The sequence below is a fragment of the Paenibacillus pasadenensis DSM 19293 genome (genome assembly GCF_000422485.1).
Lineage (GTDB): Bacteria > Bacillota > Bacilli > Paenibacillales > Paenibacillaceae > Paenibacillus_O > Paenibacillus_O pasadenensis.
Map to the genome: position 1 here is coordinate 1 of NZ_KE383854.1, position 15,162 is coordinate 15,162.

The window sequence follows — 15,162 nt, forward strand, 5'->3', positions numbered from 1 at the left end:
AGGAGCTCTGCTCCGCTCGCGCCTAATTTTTTTTGAAAAAGGACTTGCATTCGGACGATGGGCCTGATATATTATTACTTGTCGCGCTGAACAAAAAGTTCTTCGACAAGCGGAAGTGGCTCAGCGGTAGAGCATCGCCTTGCCAAGGCGAGGGTCGCGGGTTCGATTCCCGTCTTCCGCTCCATACGTGCCCGTAGCTCAGCTGGATAGAGCATTTGACTACGAATCAAAAGGTCGGGAGTTCGAATCTCTCCGGGCACGCCATTTATACAACGGGATGTAGCTCAGCTTGGTAGAGCACCTGGTTTGGGACCAGGGGGTCGCATGTTCAAATCGTGTCATCCCGACCATTGCTTCAACTTGCCTGTCGATTTCGTTTGCGGGTGTAGTTCAATGGTAGAACTTCAGCCTTCCAAGCTGATAGCGTGGGTTCGATTCCCATCACCCGCTCCAATAGAGAAACCTTCAAACCTTGCCTAGTGGCAAGGTTTTTTTGTAACGTCAACGCTTTAACACAGTGCTTGGGCAAAAAAACCTGCCCCGGACCGTCTTCTATCCCTATAGCTTTTGTAGTATGATGGGAAAAGCGATTTGAAGTCACCTGCAACCGGGAAAGACGCGCCAGGAGCGGCGTTCAGGGATTCAGCGCCAGGCTGGCTATGCTTACGATTTGGTTCTTTCCGCAGCCTTAGGAGCGAACCAGGAGGAGGAACATCATGTCGGAACAGGCTGCAACGGCCCAAGCGACGGCTCGCCCGCAATCGAACAACTTGCTGCGCCGAGACGTAAGGTTCATGGGCAATCTATTGGGTGAAGTGCTTGTCCACCAAGGCGGCGACGAGCTGCTCGAGGTGGTCGAGAGGATCCGCGAGATGAGCAAGGCGCTGCGCGCCGAATTCGTCAACGAGCTGTACGAGGAATTCAAGAAGACGATCACGACGCTCGGCCCGGAGATTCGTCACCAGGTCATCCGCGCGTTCGCGGTCTACTTCCAGCTGGTGAATATCGCCGAGCAGAACCACCGCATCCGCCGCAAGCGGGATTACGAGCGCTCGGTGGGTGAAAGCGTGCAGCCGGGCTCGATTGAGGCGGCGGTTCAAGTGCTTCATGAGCGCGGCATCGGGGTCGACGGCGTCAAGTCGATGCTGGACGGCATCTCGCTCGAGCTCGTCATGACCGCCCATCCGACGGAAGCGACCCGCCGCGTCGTGCAGGACATCCACAAGCGCATCGCGCTCGGGCTGATGGAGCTCGACAATCCGACGCTCACGCATCGCGAGCGGGAGAAGCTGCGCGCCGGCCTGCTCAACGACGTGCAGATCCTCTGGCAGACCGACGAGCTGCGCGACCGCAAGCCGACCGTCATCGACGAGGTCCGCAACGGCTTGTACTACTTCGACGAGACGCTGTTCGAAGTGCTTCCGAACGTCTACGAGGAGCTGGAGCGCTGCCTGCACAAGTACTACCCGCAGGAGCAATGGCATGTCCCCACCTATCTCAAGTTCGGTTCCTGGATCGGCGGAGACCGCGACGGCAACCCGTCCGTCAAAGCCAAGGTCACCTGGGAGACGCTGACGCTCCACAAGCAGCTGGCGCTGAGCAAGTACCAGACGGTCCTGAAGGAATGGATGGACATCCTCAGCTTCAGCACCAACATCATCGACGTTCCGTCCGAGCTGCTCAGCTCGATCGAGGCCGACGAGCAGGCCGTCGAGCTCCGCGGAATCGACAAATGGCGCAACAGCAGGGAGCCGTACAAGGTCAAGCTCTGCTACATGCTCGAGAAGCTGGCGAACACCGGCGACGATGCCCTCAAAGGCACGGCGAAGCGCTACAACGGCCCCGAGGAGTTCAAGCAGGACCTGCTGCTCATCGACCGCTCGCTGCGCTCCCACTACGCCGACTACACGGCCGACTCGCATGTGCGCAAGCTGATTCGCCAGGTCGAGCTGTTCGGCTTCCATATGGCGGCGCTCGACGTCCGCCAGCACTCCAAGGAGCATGAATCGGCGATGGCCGAGATTCTGGCCAAGATGAACATCACGCCGGATTACGCCTCCCTCTCCGAAGAGGAGAAGATCGAGCTGCTGGACCGGCTGCTGAACGATCCGCGTCCGCTGACCTCCTCCCATCTGGATTACACCGAATCCACGCGGGAATGCCTGGACGTCTACCAGACGATCTACCGGGCGCAGCAGGAGTTCGGCGAGTCCTGCATCTCGAGCTATCTGATCAGCATGACCCAGGGCGCCAGCGACATGCTCGAGGTGATGGTGTTCGCCAAGGAAGTCGGCCTGTTCCGCCAGGAGGCGGACGGCACGGTCCGCTGCACGCTGCAGTCGGTGCCGCTGTTCGAGACGATCGACGACCTGCATGCCGCACCTGGCATTATGCAAAGGCTGTTCGAGCTGCCGCTCTACCGCAAGGGAGTCGAGGCTCGCGGCAATCTGCACGAGATCATGCTCGGCTACTCCGACAGCAACAAGGACGGCGGCGTCGTCACCGCCAACTGGGAGCTCCGCTGCGCGCTCATCGACATCACCGAAACCGGATCCCGCAATGGCGTGAAGCTCAAGTTCTTCCACGGCCGCGGCGGCGCGCTCGGCCGCGGCGGCATGCCGCTCGGCCGCAGCATCCTGGCCCAGCCGCCTCATACTGTCGGCGGCGGCATCAAGATTACCGAGCAGGGAGAGGTCTTGTCCTCCCGCTACTCGATGCAAGGCATCGCCTACCGCAGCCTTGAGCAGGCGACCTGGGCGCTGCTCACGGCGGCGCGCCTGGCGAGCCATCCGGAGCAGATGCCGGAGCAGATGCCGGAGTGGGCCGAGATCGCCAAGGAAATTTCCGAGACGGCTCAAGAGAAGTACCAGGATCTGATCTTCCGCGATCCGGACTTCATGGAGTTCTTCAAGGAGTCGACGCCTCTCTCCGAGGTGGGCGAGCTCAACATCGGATCCCGTCCGTCGAAGCGCAAGAACAGCGACCGCTTCGAGGACCTGCGCGCGATCCCATGGGTGTTCGCATGGACGCAGAGCCGCTATCTGCTGCCTGCCTGGTATGCATCGGGCACGGCGTTCCGCCAGTACGTCCAGGGCGACGAGACCCGCCTGCAGACGCTACGCGATATGTACAAGGGCTTCCCGTTCTTCCGCCAGCTTGTCGACAACCTGCAGATGGCGATGGCCAAGGCCGATCTGCTCATCGCCCGCCAGTACGCCGGCATGATCAAGAACGCCGCCGTGCGCGACCGCATCTTCCAGCTGGTCGAGCAGGAGTACTCGCTGACGCTGCGGATGATCTTGGACATTACCGGCCAAAAGGAAATTCTCGACAACGTGCCGGTCATCCAGGAATCGATCCGCTTGCGCAATCCGTACGTCGATCCGCTCAGCTACCTGCAAGTGGAACTGCTCACCGAGCTGCGCCAGAAGCGCGAGGCGGAGGAGGACGACGCGGAGCTGCTGCGCGAAGTGCTCCTGACGATCAACGGAATCGCCGCCGGCCTCCGCAATACCGGTTGATCTGCTGAAAGGACTATTCCCTACCGTCCCATGCCGTGCGCACCGGCTGCGCACGGCTTTTTCCTGTCATGGAACGTTCTTGCTTTTTCCATGCGCGTGAATTACCATGGGCTAGACAGTCCGGTTAGTCTGGAGGAATGTAGGCCGTGAAATCCATCGAAGCCAACTTGGTCCGCCTCTCTCTCAAGGGAGATCAGAGAGCGTTCGCGGAGCTCGTCGGCATGTACCAGGACAAGCTTTACCATCTTGCATACCGGATGCTGTACAACCGCCAGGAGGCGGAGGACACCGTGCAGGAGACGTTTCTGCGCGTCTTCCGCAACATGGAGCGCTACGACGAGTCCATGAAGTTCTCGACCTGGATCTACCGCATCACGACCAATCTAGCCATCGACCGTCTTCGCCGCCGCAAGCCCGGCTTCTCGCTGGATGCCGAGCTGCCCGAGCATGACGGCCTGGACGGCTATTCGATGTTCGCCAGCGAGGATGCCTCTCCGGAGGACGAGGTGCTGCTCTCGGAGACGCAGCGGATCATCCGCTCGGCCATCGACACGCTGCCTCCCAAGTACAAGAGCGTGATGGTGCTCCGCTATCTGGAGGATCTTTCGCTGCAGGAGATCGGCGACGTGCTCGACATGCCGGTGACGACGATCAAGACGCGCGTCCATCGCGGACGGGAGTTCCTGCGCAAGAAGCTCGAGCATAAATTATAGGCTCATCCGGGCCATAAAAAATGAAACACCTTCCGCCATCAAACGTACCTTATAGGTAGACTTGGCATCGAGGCGTCCGCGCGCCGATGCGAGACGACGGGCAGGGCCTGCCTCTGTACCCTGAAGAAAGGACTGGCTGCCATGAATTGCAATGTCGCTATCGTTTGGATGCACGACTATATCGACGGCGAGCTGCCGCGCGAGGATTGCCTTACCCTCAAGCAGCATCTGCTTTCCTGTCCGGCATGCAGAGCCCGGTTCGAACAGCTGGAGAAGACCGAAGCGCTGCTCACCTCGGTTATGGCTGAGCCAAAGGGACAGGCGATGACGCCGGCCGCTTCCGCAGCGCTCACCGACAAGATTCTAAAACAAATTCCTCCTCCCGCTCGTCATAGAGACTGGACGGGATGGATTCGCAGACATCCTGCCGTCACGGCAGCAGCCGTATTCGTGGTCGTCATGCTGGCCAGCCTGGCGCCGACGGTGAACAACGGCTCCGAGCTGATCGTGCGCGGCGACGACCTCAAGCAGGTCGTCATCGACGGTCATACGGTCATCGTGCCGGAGGGCGTCAAGATCTACGGCAATCTGACCGTGGAGAATGGAACCGCCGATGTGCGCGGGGACGTGGAAGGCAGCGTGACCGTCATCGACGGATCGCTCCTCACTGCGTCCACGGCGCATATCGCCGGCCAGTCCCGCATGATCGACCAGCTGCTGGACCGCTTCTGGTACAAAGTGACCCAATCGTTCGGCAGCACGCCGTGAACGGGTGACGCCCCCTGCGCGCAGGGGGCATTTTTTTTGGCCGAAAAAGGATTTATGTTATGATACCTAGAAAAGAATAGGGTTACGACTAAGCGATGGAATCAAGGTCTTCGGCCATACATAGAGAAGGGACCGCAGGCAGCGGGCGGGGGTATCGGATATGAGATTTTTCACGGAAATGACGTGGCAGAACTGGATCCGGAACATCATCGATATCGGGATCGTCAGTTACATTATCTATAAAATGATCCTGCTCGTACGCGGAACGCGCGCCGTGCAGCTGATCAAGGGCATCCTGCTGCTGGTGCTCACCTGGGCGATCAGCACCTGGTTCGATCTGTATACGCTCAAGTGGCTCATGAACCAGATGTTCACCTTCGGCGTCGTCACGATCATCATCATCTTCCAGCCGGAGCTGCGGCGCGCGCTGGAGCAGCTCGGCCGGGGCAAGCTGTTCGCCCGTACGTCGTCGCTCGACCGCGACCAGGTGAACGAGCGCATCATGGAGCTGATCAAGGCCGTCCAGTACATGTCCAAGCGGCGCATCGGCGCGCTGATCGTCTTCGAGCGGCATACCGGACTGAACGAGCTGATCGAATCCGGCATCAAGATGGAGTCTCGCATCAGCTCGGAGCTGCTCATCAACATGTTCACGCCGAATACGCCTCTTCACGACGGAGCGGTCATCATCCGCGGCTCGCAGATCATGGCCGCGGCCTGCTACTTGCCGTTGTCGGAAAACCCGTTCATCAGCAAGGAGCTCGGCACGAGGCATCGCGCCGCGATCGGCGTGAGCGAGGTGACCGACGCGGTATCGGTCGTCGTGTCGGAGGAGACCGGGCAGGTAACGCTTGCCGTCGGCGGCATGATCGTGCGCGACATCAAGGAAGAGTCGCTCATCTCCAAGCTGTTCGAGGAGCTAACCCAGCAGAACGGACAGACGTCCAAGACGAAGTCCAAGTTCCCGTTCCGCAAAAAGAAAGAAGGGGAAGCCAATGGATAGATGGCTGAGCCATCCGACCGCCCTCAAAATTCTCTCGATCGTCATCGGCGTCCTGCTGTGGGCGGTCGTTCACTTCGATCCGGAATCGACGCCCAATACGGTCACGTCGACGACGGAGACCAAAAGCGTCGACATGCTGCGCATCCAGACCGAGGGGCTCGACGAAAGCGCCTATGCGCTCAAGGTGCTCGAGCCGAGCGTCGCCAAGCTGATGGTGCGCGGCAGCCGCTCGGCGCTCGCCTTCGCCGAGGATGGCGATTATACGGTCAGCGTCAATCTGAGCGGCAAAGGCCCGGGCAGCTATACGATTCCGCTCACGGTCGGCAAGCTGCCCCGGGGCATCGAGCTGCTCAACGTATCGCCGTCGATGGTCGAGGTGATCATCGACCGGCTGGAGAGCGGCACGTTCGACGCCGGCGTCGTCACCCAAGGCAAGCCGGCCGAAGGATACGAGCTCGGCGCTCCGGTCATCCGTCCGGGCAGCACCGTGCAAGTGACGCTGCCGGCGCAGGACCTGGCCCGCGTCGGTTCGGTCAAAGTATTCGTCAACGTCGAGGGCGAGACCGAGACGGTGCGAGACAAAAAAGCCCGCATGATCGTCTTCGATAAGTCGGGCAATGAAATTCAGGGAGCCGTCATCGCCCCGGCGACGCTCGACGTCGAGGTGCCGATCACGATGCCGGGCAAGGCCGTGCCGCTGCAGATCGGCACGAGAGGCAGCCTGCCGGCCGGTCTGTCGCTGGAGGCGATCGATTCCGACGTGAGCGAGGTGACCGTATACGGCGATCGCTTGCTGCTGGACTCGGTCAATCTGCTCGCCGCCGACGTCGATCTGTCCCAGATCCGGGCGACGGGCGACGTCGAGCTGGAGCTGCTTCCTCCCGAGGGCATGAAGGCGGTCGAGCCGAGCAAGGTCAAGGTGCGCGTGACGCTCGCTTCCTCCGACGTGAAGACGCTGCAGGTGCCGATTACGCTCGAAAATGCGGGCAGCGGCCTCGATGCGGCTCTGGAGGCTCCGACAGGCGGCACGATCGGCGTGCGCGTGCGCGGCACCCCGGACGAGCTGTCCGGGCTGACGGCCGGAGACATCCGCGCCGTCGCCGACCTGCAGGACCTCAAGGAGGGCGCGCATGAGGTGCGGCTGCAGCTGACGCTGCCGAACTATGTGACGGCCGTCGATCCGGCTCCGACCGTCACCGTGCGTCTGACGGCCAGCGAGGCGGCCATGGGCAGGCCGGAAGGCGGCAGCGCGACGCCATCGCCGACGCCGACGCCATCTCCGGACCGCGGGCAGGGCGAGAACGACTCGAGCGGAGGCTCCGGCCCGTCCCATGGATCCGGCAACGAGAACGACGCCGGTGCCGGCAGCGGCGATGGCGCAGACAGCGGAGAGGGGCGGCGTTGAAACGCCGCGGCTCCCTTCCGCTCTTTTTTTGTGGAACCTATCGTCTCCGACCGTGCGTATGATATCGAATGGGCGCGAGGCCATGGACTGGATTAACCCGCCATAGCGTTAACGGCATGAACACTTTATAATCAATACCATTCATCCGATTCACTATCCACCTCAATCCGAAAAGGGGCAGCAGGAATACATGGGAAAATATTTTGGAACCGACGGAGTACGCGGGGTCGCGAACCTCGAGCTCACGCCGGAGCTTGCCTATAAGATCGGCCGCTGCGGCGGTTATGTCCTGACGGCAGGAGCGCATAAGCCGACGGTCGTCATCGGACTCGACACCCGGATCTCCGGACCGATGCTGGAGTCGGCGCTGATCGCCGGCCTGCTGTCGATCGGAGCGAGCGTCATCCGGCTCGGCGTCGTCTCGACGCCGGCGGTCGCTTATCTGACCCGCCAGCTGAAGGCGGATGCGGGCGTCATGATCTCCGCGTCGCATAATCCGGTCGCGGACAACGGCATCAAGTTTTTCGGCGGCGACGGCTTCAAGCTGTCGGACGAGACGGAGCTCGAGATCGAGCGTCTCATGGATGCGGAGAGAGACGAGCTGCCGCGCCCGGTCGGCGGCGACATCGGCACGGTCGAGGAGCATGAGAGCGGCAAGCGCGAATACCTCGATTTCCTCAAGACGACGATCCGCACCCGCTTCGACGGGCTCAAGATCGTGCTCGACTGCGCGAACGGCTCGGCTTACGAGCTGGCCCCGCAAGTGTTCCGCGAGCTGGGAGCGGAGATCGTCACCGTCGGCGCGGAGCCGAACGGGCGGAACATCAACGACGGCGTCGGCTCTACGCATCCGGAGCATCTGCGCGACGAAGTGCTGCGCCACGGCGCCGATCTGGGCCTCAGCTTCGACGGCGACGCCGACCGGCTGATTGCGATCGACGAGCGCGGCGAAGAGGTCGACGGCGATTTCATCCTCTGCATCTGCGGCGACGCCATGAAGCGCGCCGGCACGCTCAAGGGCGATACGGTCGTGACGACCGTCATGAGCAACATCGGCTTTTTCAAGGCGGCGGAAGGCCTCGGCCTGCAGACGGCGCGCACCGCGGTCGGCGACCGCTACGTGATGGAGGAGATGCGCAGAGGCGGCTACAACCTCGGCGGCGAGCAGTCCGGGCATGTCATTTTCCTCGACCACAATACGACCGGAGACGGCATCCTGACGGCGCTGCAGCTGACCGACACGCTCGTGCAGTCCGGCCGCAAGCTGAGCGAGCTGCGGGGCCTCATGCGCAAGTATCCGCAAGTGCTCATCAATGTGCGGGTGGCCGACAAGACGCTGTACAACGACAACGAGGCGATCCTGTCGGCGGTGCACAAGGTCGAGCGGGAGCTCGGCGACAACGGCCGCGTGCTCGTCCGTCCGTCCGGCACCGAGTCGCTCATCCGCGTCATGGCCGAAGGTCCCGACAAGGATCAGGTGGCGGCTTATGTCGACGAGATCGTGCATGTCGTCAAATCCGAGCTCGGCTAGTCGCTTGCAGCGGGTCGTTTAACCCGGGCCAGTCCCGGGTTAATGTCCCCTAGCGGCGGAACCAGGATGGATTTCCCGACGTTCCGGGGTTGCCAGCCAAGCCCGCATCGAATATGATAGAGCGTATTGCATTTCTTTTATTCCAGCAGGAAAGCGAGGATCGAGGTACGCCCATCCAGCATCACAAGCGCCAGAGCTTGCGACGATCAAGCCGATCCATCCCCCGGCCTCTTCGCCCGTTGCGAAGAGATGCCGGCAGCATTGATCCGTCAAGCTGACGAGGTGAAGGTGTTCGAAATTTTCGGCGGGGACCTTCCGGTGGAGCATGACATCGACAGCCATTCCGGCAAAAGGACGCGGGCAACCGGTCCCACAAACGGATGGCGAACATGCCCTTGAAACGACTTTAATCCGGACGCGGGCGAGATTCCTCTTGCAGGGATAGCCGCGGTCCGATGCGATGATACTAATCCTTATCAAACTACAACTGAGCGGGCAAGCCGCTCGGACGGAACGGATGCCCCGGCCGCTGGCCGGAGGTTCAATTGAATACTGCCATCAGCCTGGATTCATGGCATCCTTACCGGAGCGGCTTGCGGCCGCATACGGAGGTTTCTTTTCTTATGTGTGGAATCGTGGGCTATATCGGCAATCGGGACTCCAAGGAAGTTCTCATCGAAGGTCTGAAAAAGCTGGAGTACCGGGGCTATGACTCGGCGGGCATCGCGGTGTTCACGGACAACGGTCTGGAGATCCGCAAGTCCAAAGGCCGTCTGGCGAATCTGGAGGATAAGCTGAAGAGCGAGCCGATCGAAGGCTCCGTCGGCATCGGCCATACGCGCTGGGCGACCCACGGCAAGCCGTCGGACGTCAACTCCCACCCGCATACGGACAACAGCGCCAAGTTCTCCGTCGTGCACAACGGCATTGTCGAAAATTACCTTGACCTCAAGGAAGAGCTGTCGGCCAAAGGCCATACGTTCGTGTCCGAAACCGACACCGAGGTCATCACCCACCTGATCGCCGACGAGTATCAAGGCGACATCGTAAGCGCCGTGCAGCGCGCCGTCAAGCGCATGAGAGGCGCGTACGCGCTCGGCGTGCTGACGGAATACGAGCCGACCAAGCTGGTCGCGGTACGCTTTGCCAGCCCGCTCGTCATCGGCATCGGCGAGAACGAGAACTTCATCGGCTCGGACATTCCGGCGATCCTGGAATATACGCGCAACGTCTACATCCTGAACGATGGCGAAATGGCGGTTTTGACGCGCGCCGGTGTCGAACTGATGACGACGGAGGGCGACATTATTTCCAAGGAAATATTCCATGTCGACTGGGATCTCGTCACGGCTGAAAAGGCCGGCTTCGACCACTTCATGCTGAAGGAGATCCATGAGCAGCCGAAGGCGTATCGGGACACGATGATGGGCCGCATCGCCGAGGACGGCAAATCCGTCACGCTGAGCAAAGAGATCGGCATGACGACCGAGCAGATCCGCGGCATCAGCCGCGTGCATATCGTCGCTTGCGGAACGGCGTTCCACGCCGGCCTCGTCGGTAAGACGGTCATCGAGAGCCTGGCGCGCATCCCGGTCGAGACGGATGTCGCTTCGGAATACCGCTACCGCTCGCCGATCATCACGCCGGATACGCTCGTCATCGTCGTCAGCCAGTCGGGCGAGACGGCCGACACGCTCGCGGCGCTGCGCGAAGCGAAGCGCAATGGCGCCCGCGTGCTGGCGATCACCAACGTTGTCGGCAGCTCGGTCGCCCGCGATGCGGACGACGTCATCACGACGTGGGCGGGGCCGGAGATCGCCGTCGCTTCGACGAAGGCTTACTCCTCGCAGCTGATCGCGTTTTATCTGCTCGGACTGTACCTGGCTCAGGAGCGCGGCACGATCGACCAGGCCCAAGTCGTCGACATTGTCGAAGCGATGCACCGGCTGCCGGAGCAGGTCGAAAGCATCCTGGAGCAGGCGGAGCTGTTCAAGGGCGTGGCGGAAGCCGTGTCGAAGCATGACAACCTGTTCTTCATCGGCCGCGGCCTCGACTTCGCCGTCGCCCAGGAAGGCTCGCTCAAGCTCAAGGAGATCAGCTACATCCACTCCGAGGCTTATGCGGCAGGCGAGCTCAAGCACGGCACGCTGGCGCTGATCGAGGAAGGAATCCCGGTCATTGCGCTCGTCACGCAGGAAGACCTGTACGAGAAAACGCTGAGCAACATCAAGGAAGTGAAGGCGCGCGGCGCGCATGTGATCGGCATCGCCAACGCCGGCTACGAGGACGAGGTCGCCAAGTCGGTCGACGAGACGTTCTCGATCCCGCGCACGCTGCCGCTGCTCACGCCGGCCCTGTCGGTCGTGCCGCTGCAGCTGCTCAGCTACCATGCTTCCCTGGCTCGCGGCAACGACGTCGACAAGCCGCGGAACCTGGCGAAGAGCGTGACGGTGGAGTAAGCAGAGAGTCGCGAAGTCGACATCTGTCTGGTGACATTAAAGTTGGTTCCAATACAATATAGTTGGTTCCTATACAATATAGTTGGTACCTTTGCAATATAGTTAGTCCCCTGCAGAATAGTGTGTGATTTAATAATTAAGCTCTGTGATTCATTACATTAATGTATTGTTCTCAACAAAATAAATAGAATATAGTTTTGTTCTGATTGTCAGAAGAAAATAAAGTTCTAGACTGAAAAATAAAGTGTTAGACTCGGCAAATAAAGTTGTAGACTGAGAAAATAAAGTATTAGACTGACGATGCTTCATTAAGAGAGCAGCGCGGAAAAGCAAAGGAGCCTCCACTCAAGTTGGGGGCTCCTTTGCTTATTCAGAACTCGCCTGAGTAGCTTTGTCACGTAGAACCACATTAGGAACAAATCGAACATAGATAAGTTCTACAGCAAGCTCAACAATGGTTTGCGTCACTATAATTGCAGTGACTAGTGTGCTCCAGTTTTCAGGTAAAGCTAGAGCAAGGGGAAGAACCACAAGGGAATTACGTGTTCCCGAACTAAAGATAACCGCTCGTCCTGACTCAACATCTAGTCTAAACCATTTTACGATAAAGCGAGTAATGAACGGCATAATGAGCATGAATGCGATATAAATAGGAATTACTTTGATAATTAGATCCCAGTAGGCGGATAACTTGCTAATTTGTGATGATACAACAATAAAAAGCGTTAGCGCCATCAACGGAACAGGAATCCACGCCGAGGCATCTAATAAGTTTTGAACACCACGACGAGTTTTATTAGAAAACAGTTGTAATCCTATAGCCAGAAGAAGTGGCAACACGATGATGATAAGAAAAGCTTCTATAAAAGGTCCCGGATTCACAACTTCAGAAGCTTTTTTGCCCATGAAAATCCACAGATAAACGGGTAATAAGATCATTTGCGTCACAAAGAGTATAGGTGTTGAAAGGAGCATAGCTTTTTCATTTCCACGGCCTAGATGAGTAAAAACAATGACATAATCTATACACGGTGCCAGTAAAACAAGATACACACCCAGTAATACAGGAGCCTGTTGAGGCAGGAACTGAGATAACAGCCAGACGACAATCGGTACCGCAATATAATTGGCGGTTAGGATGGCTAGGATAAAACGTCGATTGCCAAGCGATTCCTTCATGGATGTAAAAGGAATCTGTGTAAACATGCCAAACATTAAAACAGCGATGACGACAGAAATTAATATGTGATTATCTAATGTCGTCATTAGATTAGGGGCAAATAAGCCAAGACCAGCTGCTAGCACTAATATCGCGACATAGAGCCAAATCTGTTTTTGCTCAAGTTTCTCCCGGTTTATCATTCCGTTACCTTCTCTCCTCTAACACGAGCCTTCGTTTTCTATTTTATCCTTGCATTCCGACCAAGTAAGGCATTTGCAGCTCAAGCCGCTGTCTAGGATCTGTATCATCGAATTTAGCTGTCTTTTTCGCTCTTCGAGTTCGGAGCGTTTTTGCCTTGCCATCTGCTCCCACCGATCCGATAATGAATCGCCTGGTTCAAATCCTTCTAGCAAAATCGCAATTTCCTGAATGCTAAATCCCGTTTGCTGTGCGACTTTAATAAAATTAATGCGATCTAAAAGTCCCTCGTCGTATCGGCGTTGACCATTTTTGCGTTCTGGGGGAGGAAGAAGCCCAATGGACTCATAATAACGCAGCGTCGACGCATTAATCTCTGCCTTTGCCGCGAGCTGACCAATACTCAGTCCAGCCATAACAATAACCCCCTTGACTTAAAGTTAGCTTTAAGTTTTATGATTAGTATTATAACTATACTTGGAAGGTGATGTAAATGAAAAAAGGGAGTTGGCTCGCCGGTCTTGGACTATTAGGGGCTTGCGCTTTGTGCTGCATGTTGCCGCTGATTGGAGGTCTAGCTGTTTTAGGGGTATCCTCCTTCTTTTCAAATCCATTTGTCATTACGGGTATTGCGCTTCTATTCGTAATAGCAGGCATCGTGATTTATCAAAGACGAAAAGCAAACGGATCAGCTTGCATGACGACAGGATGCGGCTGCAATTCCTGTAAAACGAAAGGAGCATAATAAAATATGGAAAAGGAAATACCAGTGGCTTGCTTTCACAGCGTTTTTACGACTGAACAGCGCGTGGAGTATAAGAGCATTTGGGGAGAGCTTGAAACAAGAAGGCTCGGCATCACAGAGCTTGAAAACGGGTACAAATATGGCTTCCCAGGGGACGCGGAAACGCTGCGGCTTATCAATGAATGGGTAAGCATGGAGCGCAAATGCTGCCCATTTCTAACGTTTACGGTCATTGCAAGAAACACAGACGAGTCAGTTTTGCTTCAGCTAACAGGAAATGAAGAAGCAAAGGCATTCTTGAGGAGCGATATTAAATCAAATAAACATCATAATTGGTAAGTCACAGGAGAAACAATGAAACCAACCGCATACTGGATAAGCACCATATTAGCTACAGGACTTTTATTTATCGGCGGCATTCTTTTCATCATGCGGGGAGAGCACCAAATAGAGGAAATGAAGCATCTTGGGTACTCTATCTACATTTTAACGTTTTTGGGGATTGGAAGAATCCTGGGTTCTATCGCAATCGTTATACCACGCTTTCCACGCCTGAAAGAATGGGCATATGCGGGCTTTGTCATTGACCTTATCGCCGCTTCAGCATCTCATGCCTACGCAGGGGACAGCCCAGTTCAGATTGCATCACCATTAATATTTCTTGTACTGATTATAGTATCTTGGGCACTACGTCCACCAAGTCGTAAACTTAAGGTTTAGTAGTGTATTCAACTAACGGAAAACGTTAGTTGAATGACTGCAGTGGCAGTCTAAGACTTTATTTATCAAGTCTTGGTCTGCCGCGCTGCTTTATATTAATGGTTCAGTCTAAAACTTATTTTTCAAAAGCTGACGATTCTTCAATTCAACCCCCCCCCCCCCCCCGCTAAATCAACAACTCCAGTCTAATACTTTCACCGAACACTGATTAAAAGCAGCAAAGTGTCTATTAATAAAAAAGTGTAGAACCGTCAAGTTAGTCCCGATGATGCAATGATGTCATCGGGATTTCTTCGTATCTTAAGGAGGTTGTCGGAATGTCTACGATCGGTGAAAGAATCAAACGGATAAGAAAAATATATGGGCATAATCAGGTCGATTTTTCTAATATAATCGGGGTCTCACAAGGAACATTAAGTGAATTGGAACAGGATAAATATAAACCTGCGTTAGACACAATAATGCAAATTTATAATAAGTTCAATACAGATATTTATTGGCTGTTATTTGGAGTAGAACAACATAATGACGATAAAAACAGGTTTGGTAAAACCGAGAGTGAACTAATTTTACAATTTAGAAAATTAAACTTAGTTGACCAGGAGGAAATTCTTGATATTATCCAATTGAAACTAAATCGTTATAATAAGGTAAATGATATAATAGAAGAAAAAGAGGGTAGTAAATGATGCAAAATAAGGTGGATAATCTTTACTTTGGTACCGGTGGGGAACATCATGTGTATGAAAGTCTTGATTTTATTCACTAAGTAACAACTAAGGAGCGTACATCATGGATTCGATATTATTTATTGCAGCGTGGGCAATTGTTGGGATTTTTATTGGTGGAGTAATAGTACTTGTAAAAGCTAAATTCAAGAAATAAATTTACAACAGAACACCCTTATTTGTTTTTTATGACGAATGAAGTTTTTAAG

At 56.2% G+C, this 15,162-nt stretch carries 12 protein-coding genes and 4 tRNA genes; 14 read left to right on the plus strand and 2 right to left on the minus strand.

What is annotated here, in order from left to right:
- Nucleotides 1–109 precede the first annotated feature (109 nt).
- The 11 genes from H582_RS0120400 to glmS all read left to right on the plus strand — a co-directional run bounded on the left by H582_RS0120400 (nucleotide 110) and on the right by glmS (nucleotide 11,400).
- Nucleotides 110–184 (plus strand) — tRNA-Gly (locus H582_RS0120400).
- A 3-nt stretch (nucleotides 185–187) separates the two neighbouring features.
- Nucleotides 188–264: transfer RNA gene (locus tag H582_RS0120405), tRNA-Arg, on the plus strand.
- 9 nt (nucleotides 265–273) lie between these two features.
- Nucleotides 274–350: transfer RNA gene (locus tag H582_RS0120410), tRNA-Pro, on the plus strand.
- 29 nt (nucleotides 351–379) lie between these two features.
- A tRNA-Gly gene (locus tag H582_RS0120415) sits at nucleotides 380–453 on the plus strand.
- 263 nt (nucleotides 454–716) lie between these two features.
- Nucleotides 717–3,521, plus strand: a complete 2,805-nt coding sequence (ppc, locus tag H582_RS0120420; protein ID WP_028600024.1) for a phosphoenolpyruvate carboxylase — start codon at nucleotides 717–719, stop codon at nucleotides 3,519–3,521.
- Nucleotides 3,522–3,667: 146 nt separating this feature from the next.
- On the plus strand, nucleotides 3,668–4,234 hold the full coding sequence (gene sigW, locus H582_RS0120425; protein ID WP_028600025.1) for an RNA polymerase sigma factor SigW: 567 nt from the start codon (nucleotides 3,668–3,670) through the stop codon (nucleotides 4,232–4,234).
- Between the two features lie 141 nt (nucleotides 4,235–4,375).
- Complete coding sequence (locus tag H582_RS0120430; RefSeq protein ID WP_028600026.1) at nucleotides 4,376–5,002, plus strand: zf-HC2 domain-containing protein; 627 nt, start codon at nucleotides 4,376–4,378, stop codon at nucleotides 5,000–5,002.
- A 160-nt stretch (nucleotides 5,003–5,162) separates the two neighbouring features.
- Nucleotides 5,163–6,005 (plus strand): diadenylate cyclase CdaA, encoded by an 843-nt coding sequence (gene cdaA / locus H582_RS0120435; protein WP_028600027.1) that lies wholly within the window; start codon nucleotides 5,163–5,165, stop codon nucleotides 6,003–6,005.
- Nucleotides 5,998–7,410: a CdaR family protein gene (locus H582_RS0120440; protein WP_028600028.1), complete on the plus strand. Its 1,413-nt coding sequence runs from the start codon at nucleotides 5,998–6,000 to the stop codon at nucleotides 7,408–7,410. Before cdaA ends, H582_RS0120440 begins: the two co-directional genes overlap by 8 nt.
- Nucleotides 7,411–7,600: 190 nt before the next feature.
- Nucleotides 7,601–8,941: a phosphoglucosamine mutase gene (gene glmM / locus H582_RS0120445; RefSeq protein ID WP_028600029.1), complete on the plus strand. Its 1,341-nt coding sequence runs from the start codon at nucleotides 7,601–7,603 to the stop codon at nucleotides 8,939–8,941.
- 623 nt (nucleotides 8,942–9,564) lie between these two features.
- Nucleotides 9,565–11,400 (plus strand): glutamine--fructose-6-phosphate transaminase (isomerizing), encoded by a 1,836-nt coding sequence (glmS, locus tag H582_RS0120450; RefSeq protein WP_028600030.1) that lies wholly within the window; start codon nucleotides 9,565–9,567, stop codon nucleotides 11,398–11,400.
- A gap of 366 nt (nucleotides 11,401–11,766) precedes the next feature.
- On the opposite strand, the gene H582_RS31235 is transcribed toward glmS, so the two are convergent.
- Both H582_RS31235 and H582_RS31240 read right to left on the minus strand, forming a co-directional pair.
- Nucleotides 11,767–12,762 (minus strand): arsenic resistance protein, encoded by a 996-nt coding sequence (locus tag H582_RS31235; protein WP_084137459.1) that lies wholly within the window; start codon nucleotides 12,760–12,762, stop codon nucleotides 11,767–11,769.
- A gap of 18 nt (nucleotides 12,763–12,780) precedes the next feature.
- Nucleotides 12,781–13,176: a MerR family transcriptional regulator gene (locus H582_RS31240; protein ID WP_084137460.1), complete on the minus strand. Its 396-nt coding sequence runs from the start codon at nucleotides 13,174–13,176 to the stop codon at nucleotides 12,781–12,783.
- A gap of 335 nt (nucleotides 13,177–13,511) precedes the next feature.
- Between H582_RS31240 and H582_RS0120455 the strand changes: the two genes are divergently transcribed.
- From H582_RS0120455 to H582_RS28675, 3 genes are all read left to right on the plus strand, one after another.
- Nucleotides 13,512–13,844, plus strand: coding sequence for a hypothetical protein (locus H582_RS0120455; protein WP_240479051.1), 333 nt, complete (start codon nucleotides 13,512–13,514; stop codon nucleotides 13,842–13,844).
- Nucleotides 13,845–13,859: 15 nt separating this feature from the next.
- The gene (locus H582_RS31245; RefSeq protein WP_084137461.1) at nucleotides 13,860–14,225 is read left to right on the plus strand and encodes a DoxX family protein; all 366 of its coding nucleotides are present in this window, start codon (nucleotides 13,860–13,862) and stop codon (nucleotides 14,223–14,225) included.
- Between the two features lie 317 nt (nucleotides 14,226–14,542).
- Entirely contained in the window at nucleotides 14,543–14,914 is a 372-nt protein-coding gene (locus tag H582_RS28675) for a helix-turn-helix domain-containing protein (RefSeq protein WP_052333481.1), read from the plus strand.
- Nucleotides 14,915–15,162 lie beyond the last annotated feature (248 nt).

Bases quoted from the DNA above. Each gene is read 5' to 3' on its own strand.
- ppc (WP_028600024.1), top strand. From the start codon at position 717: ATGTCGGAACAGGCTGCAACGGCCCAAGCGACGGCTCGCCCGCAATCG.
- H582_RS0120430 (WP_028600026.1), top strand. From the start codon at position 4,376: ATGAATTGCAATGTCGCTATCGTTTGGATGCACGACTATATCGACGGC.
- cdaA (WP_028600027.1), top strand. From the start codon at position 5,163: ATGAGATTTTTCACGGAAATGACGTGGCAGAACTGGATCCGGAACATC.
- H582_RS0120440 (WP_028600028.1), top strand. From the start codon at position 5,998: ATGGATAGATGGCTGAGCCATCCGACCGCCCTCAAAATTCTCTCGATC.
- glmM (WP_028600029.1), top strand. From the start codon at position 7,601: ATGGGAAAATATTTTGGAACCGACGGAGTACGCGGGGTCGCGAACCTC.
- glmS (WP_028600030.1), top strand. From the start codon at position 9,565: ATGTGTGGAATCGTGGGCTATATCGGCAATCGGGACTCCAAGGAAGTT.
- H582_RS31235 (WP_084137459.1), bottom strand. From the start codon at position 12,762: ATGATAAACCGGGAGAAACTTGAGCAAAAACAGATTTGGCTCTATGTC.
- H582_RS31240 (WP_084137460.1), bottom strand. From the start codon at position 13,176: ATGGCTGGACTGAGTATTGGTCAGCTCGCGGCAAAGGCAGAGATTAAT.
- H582_RS0120455 (WP_240479051.1), top strand. From the start codon at position 13,512: ATGGAAAAGGAAATACCAGTGGCTTGCTTTCACAGCGTTTTTACGACT.
- H582_RS31245 (WP_084137461.1), top strand. From the start codon at position 13,860: ATGAAACCAACCGCATACTGGATAAGCACCATATTAGCTACAGGACTT.
- H582_RS28675 (WP_052333481.1), top strand. From the start codon at position 14,543: ATGTCTACGATCGGTGAAAGAATCAAACGGATAAGAAAAATATATGGG.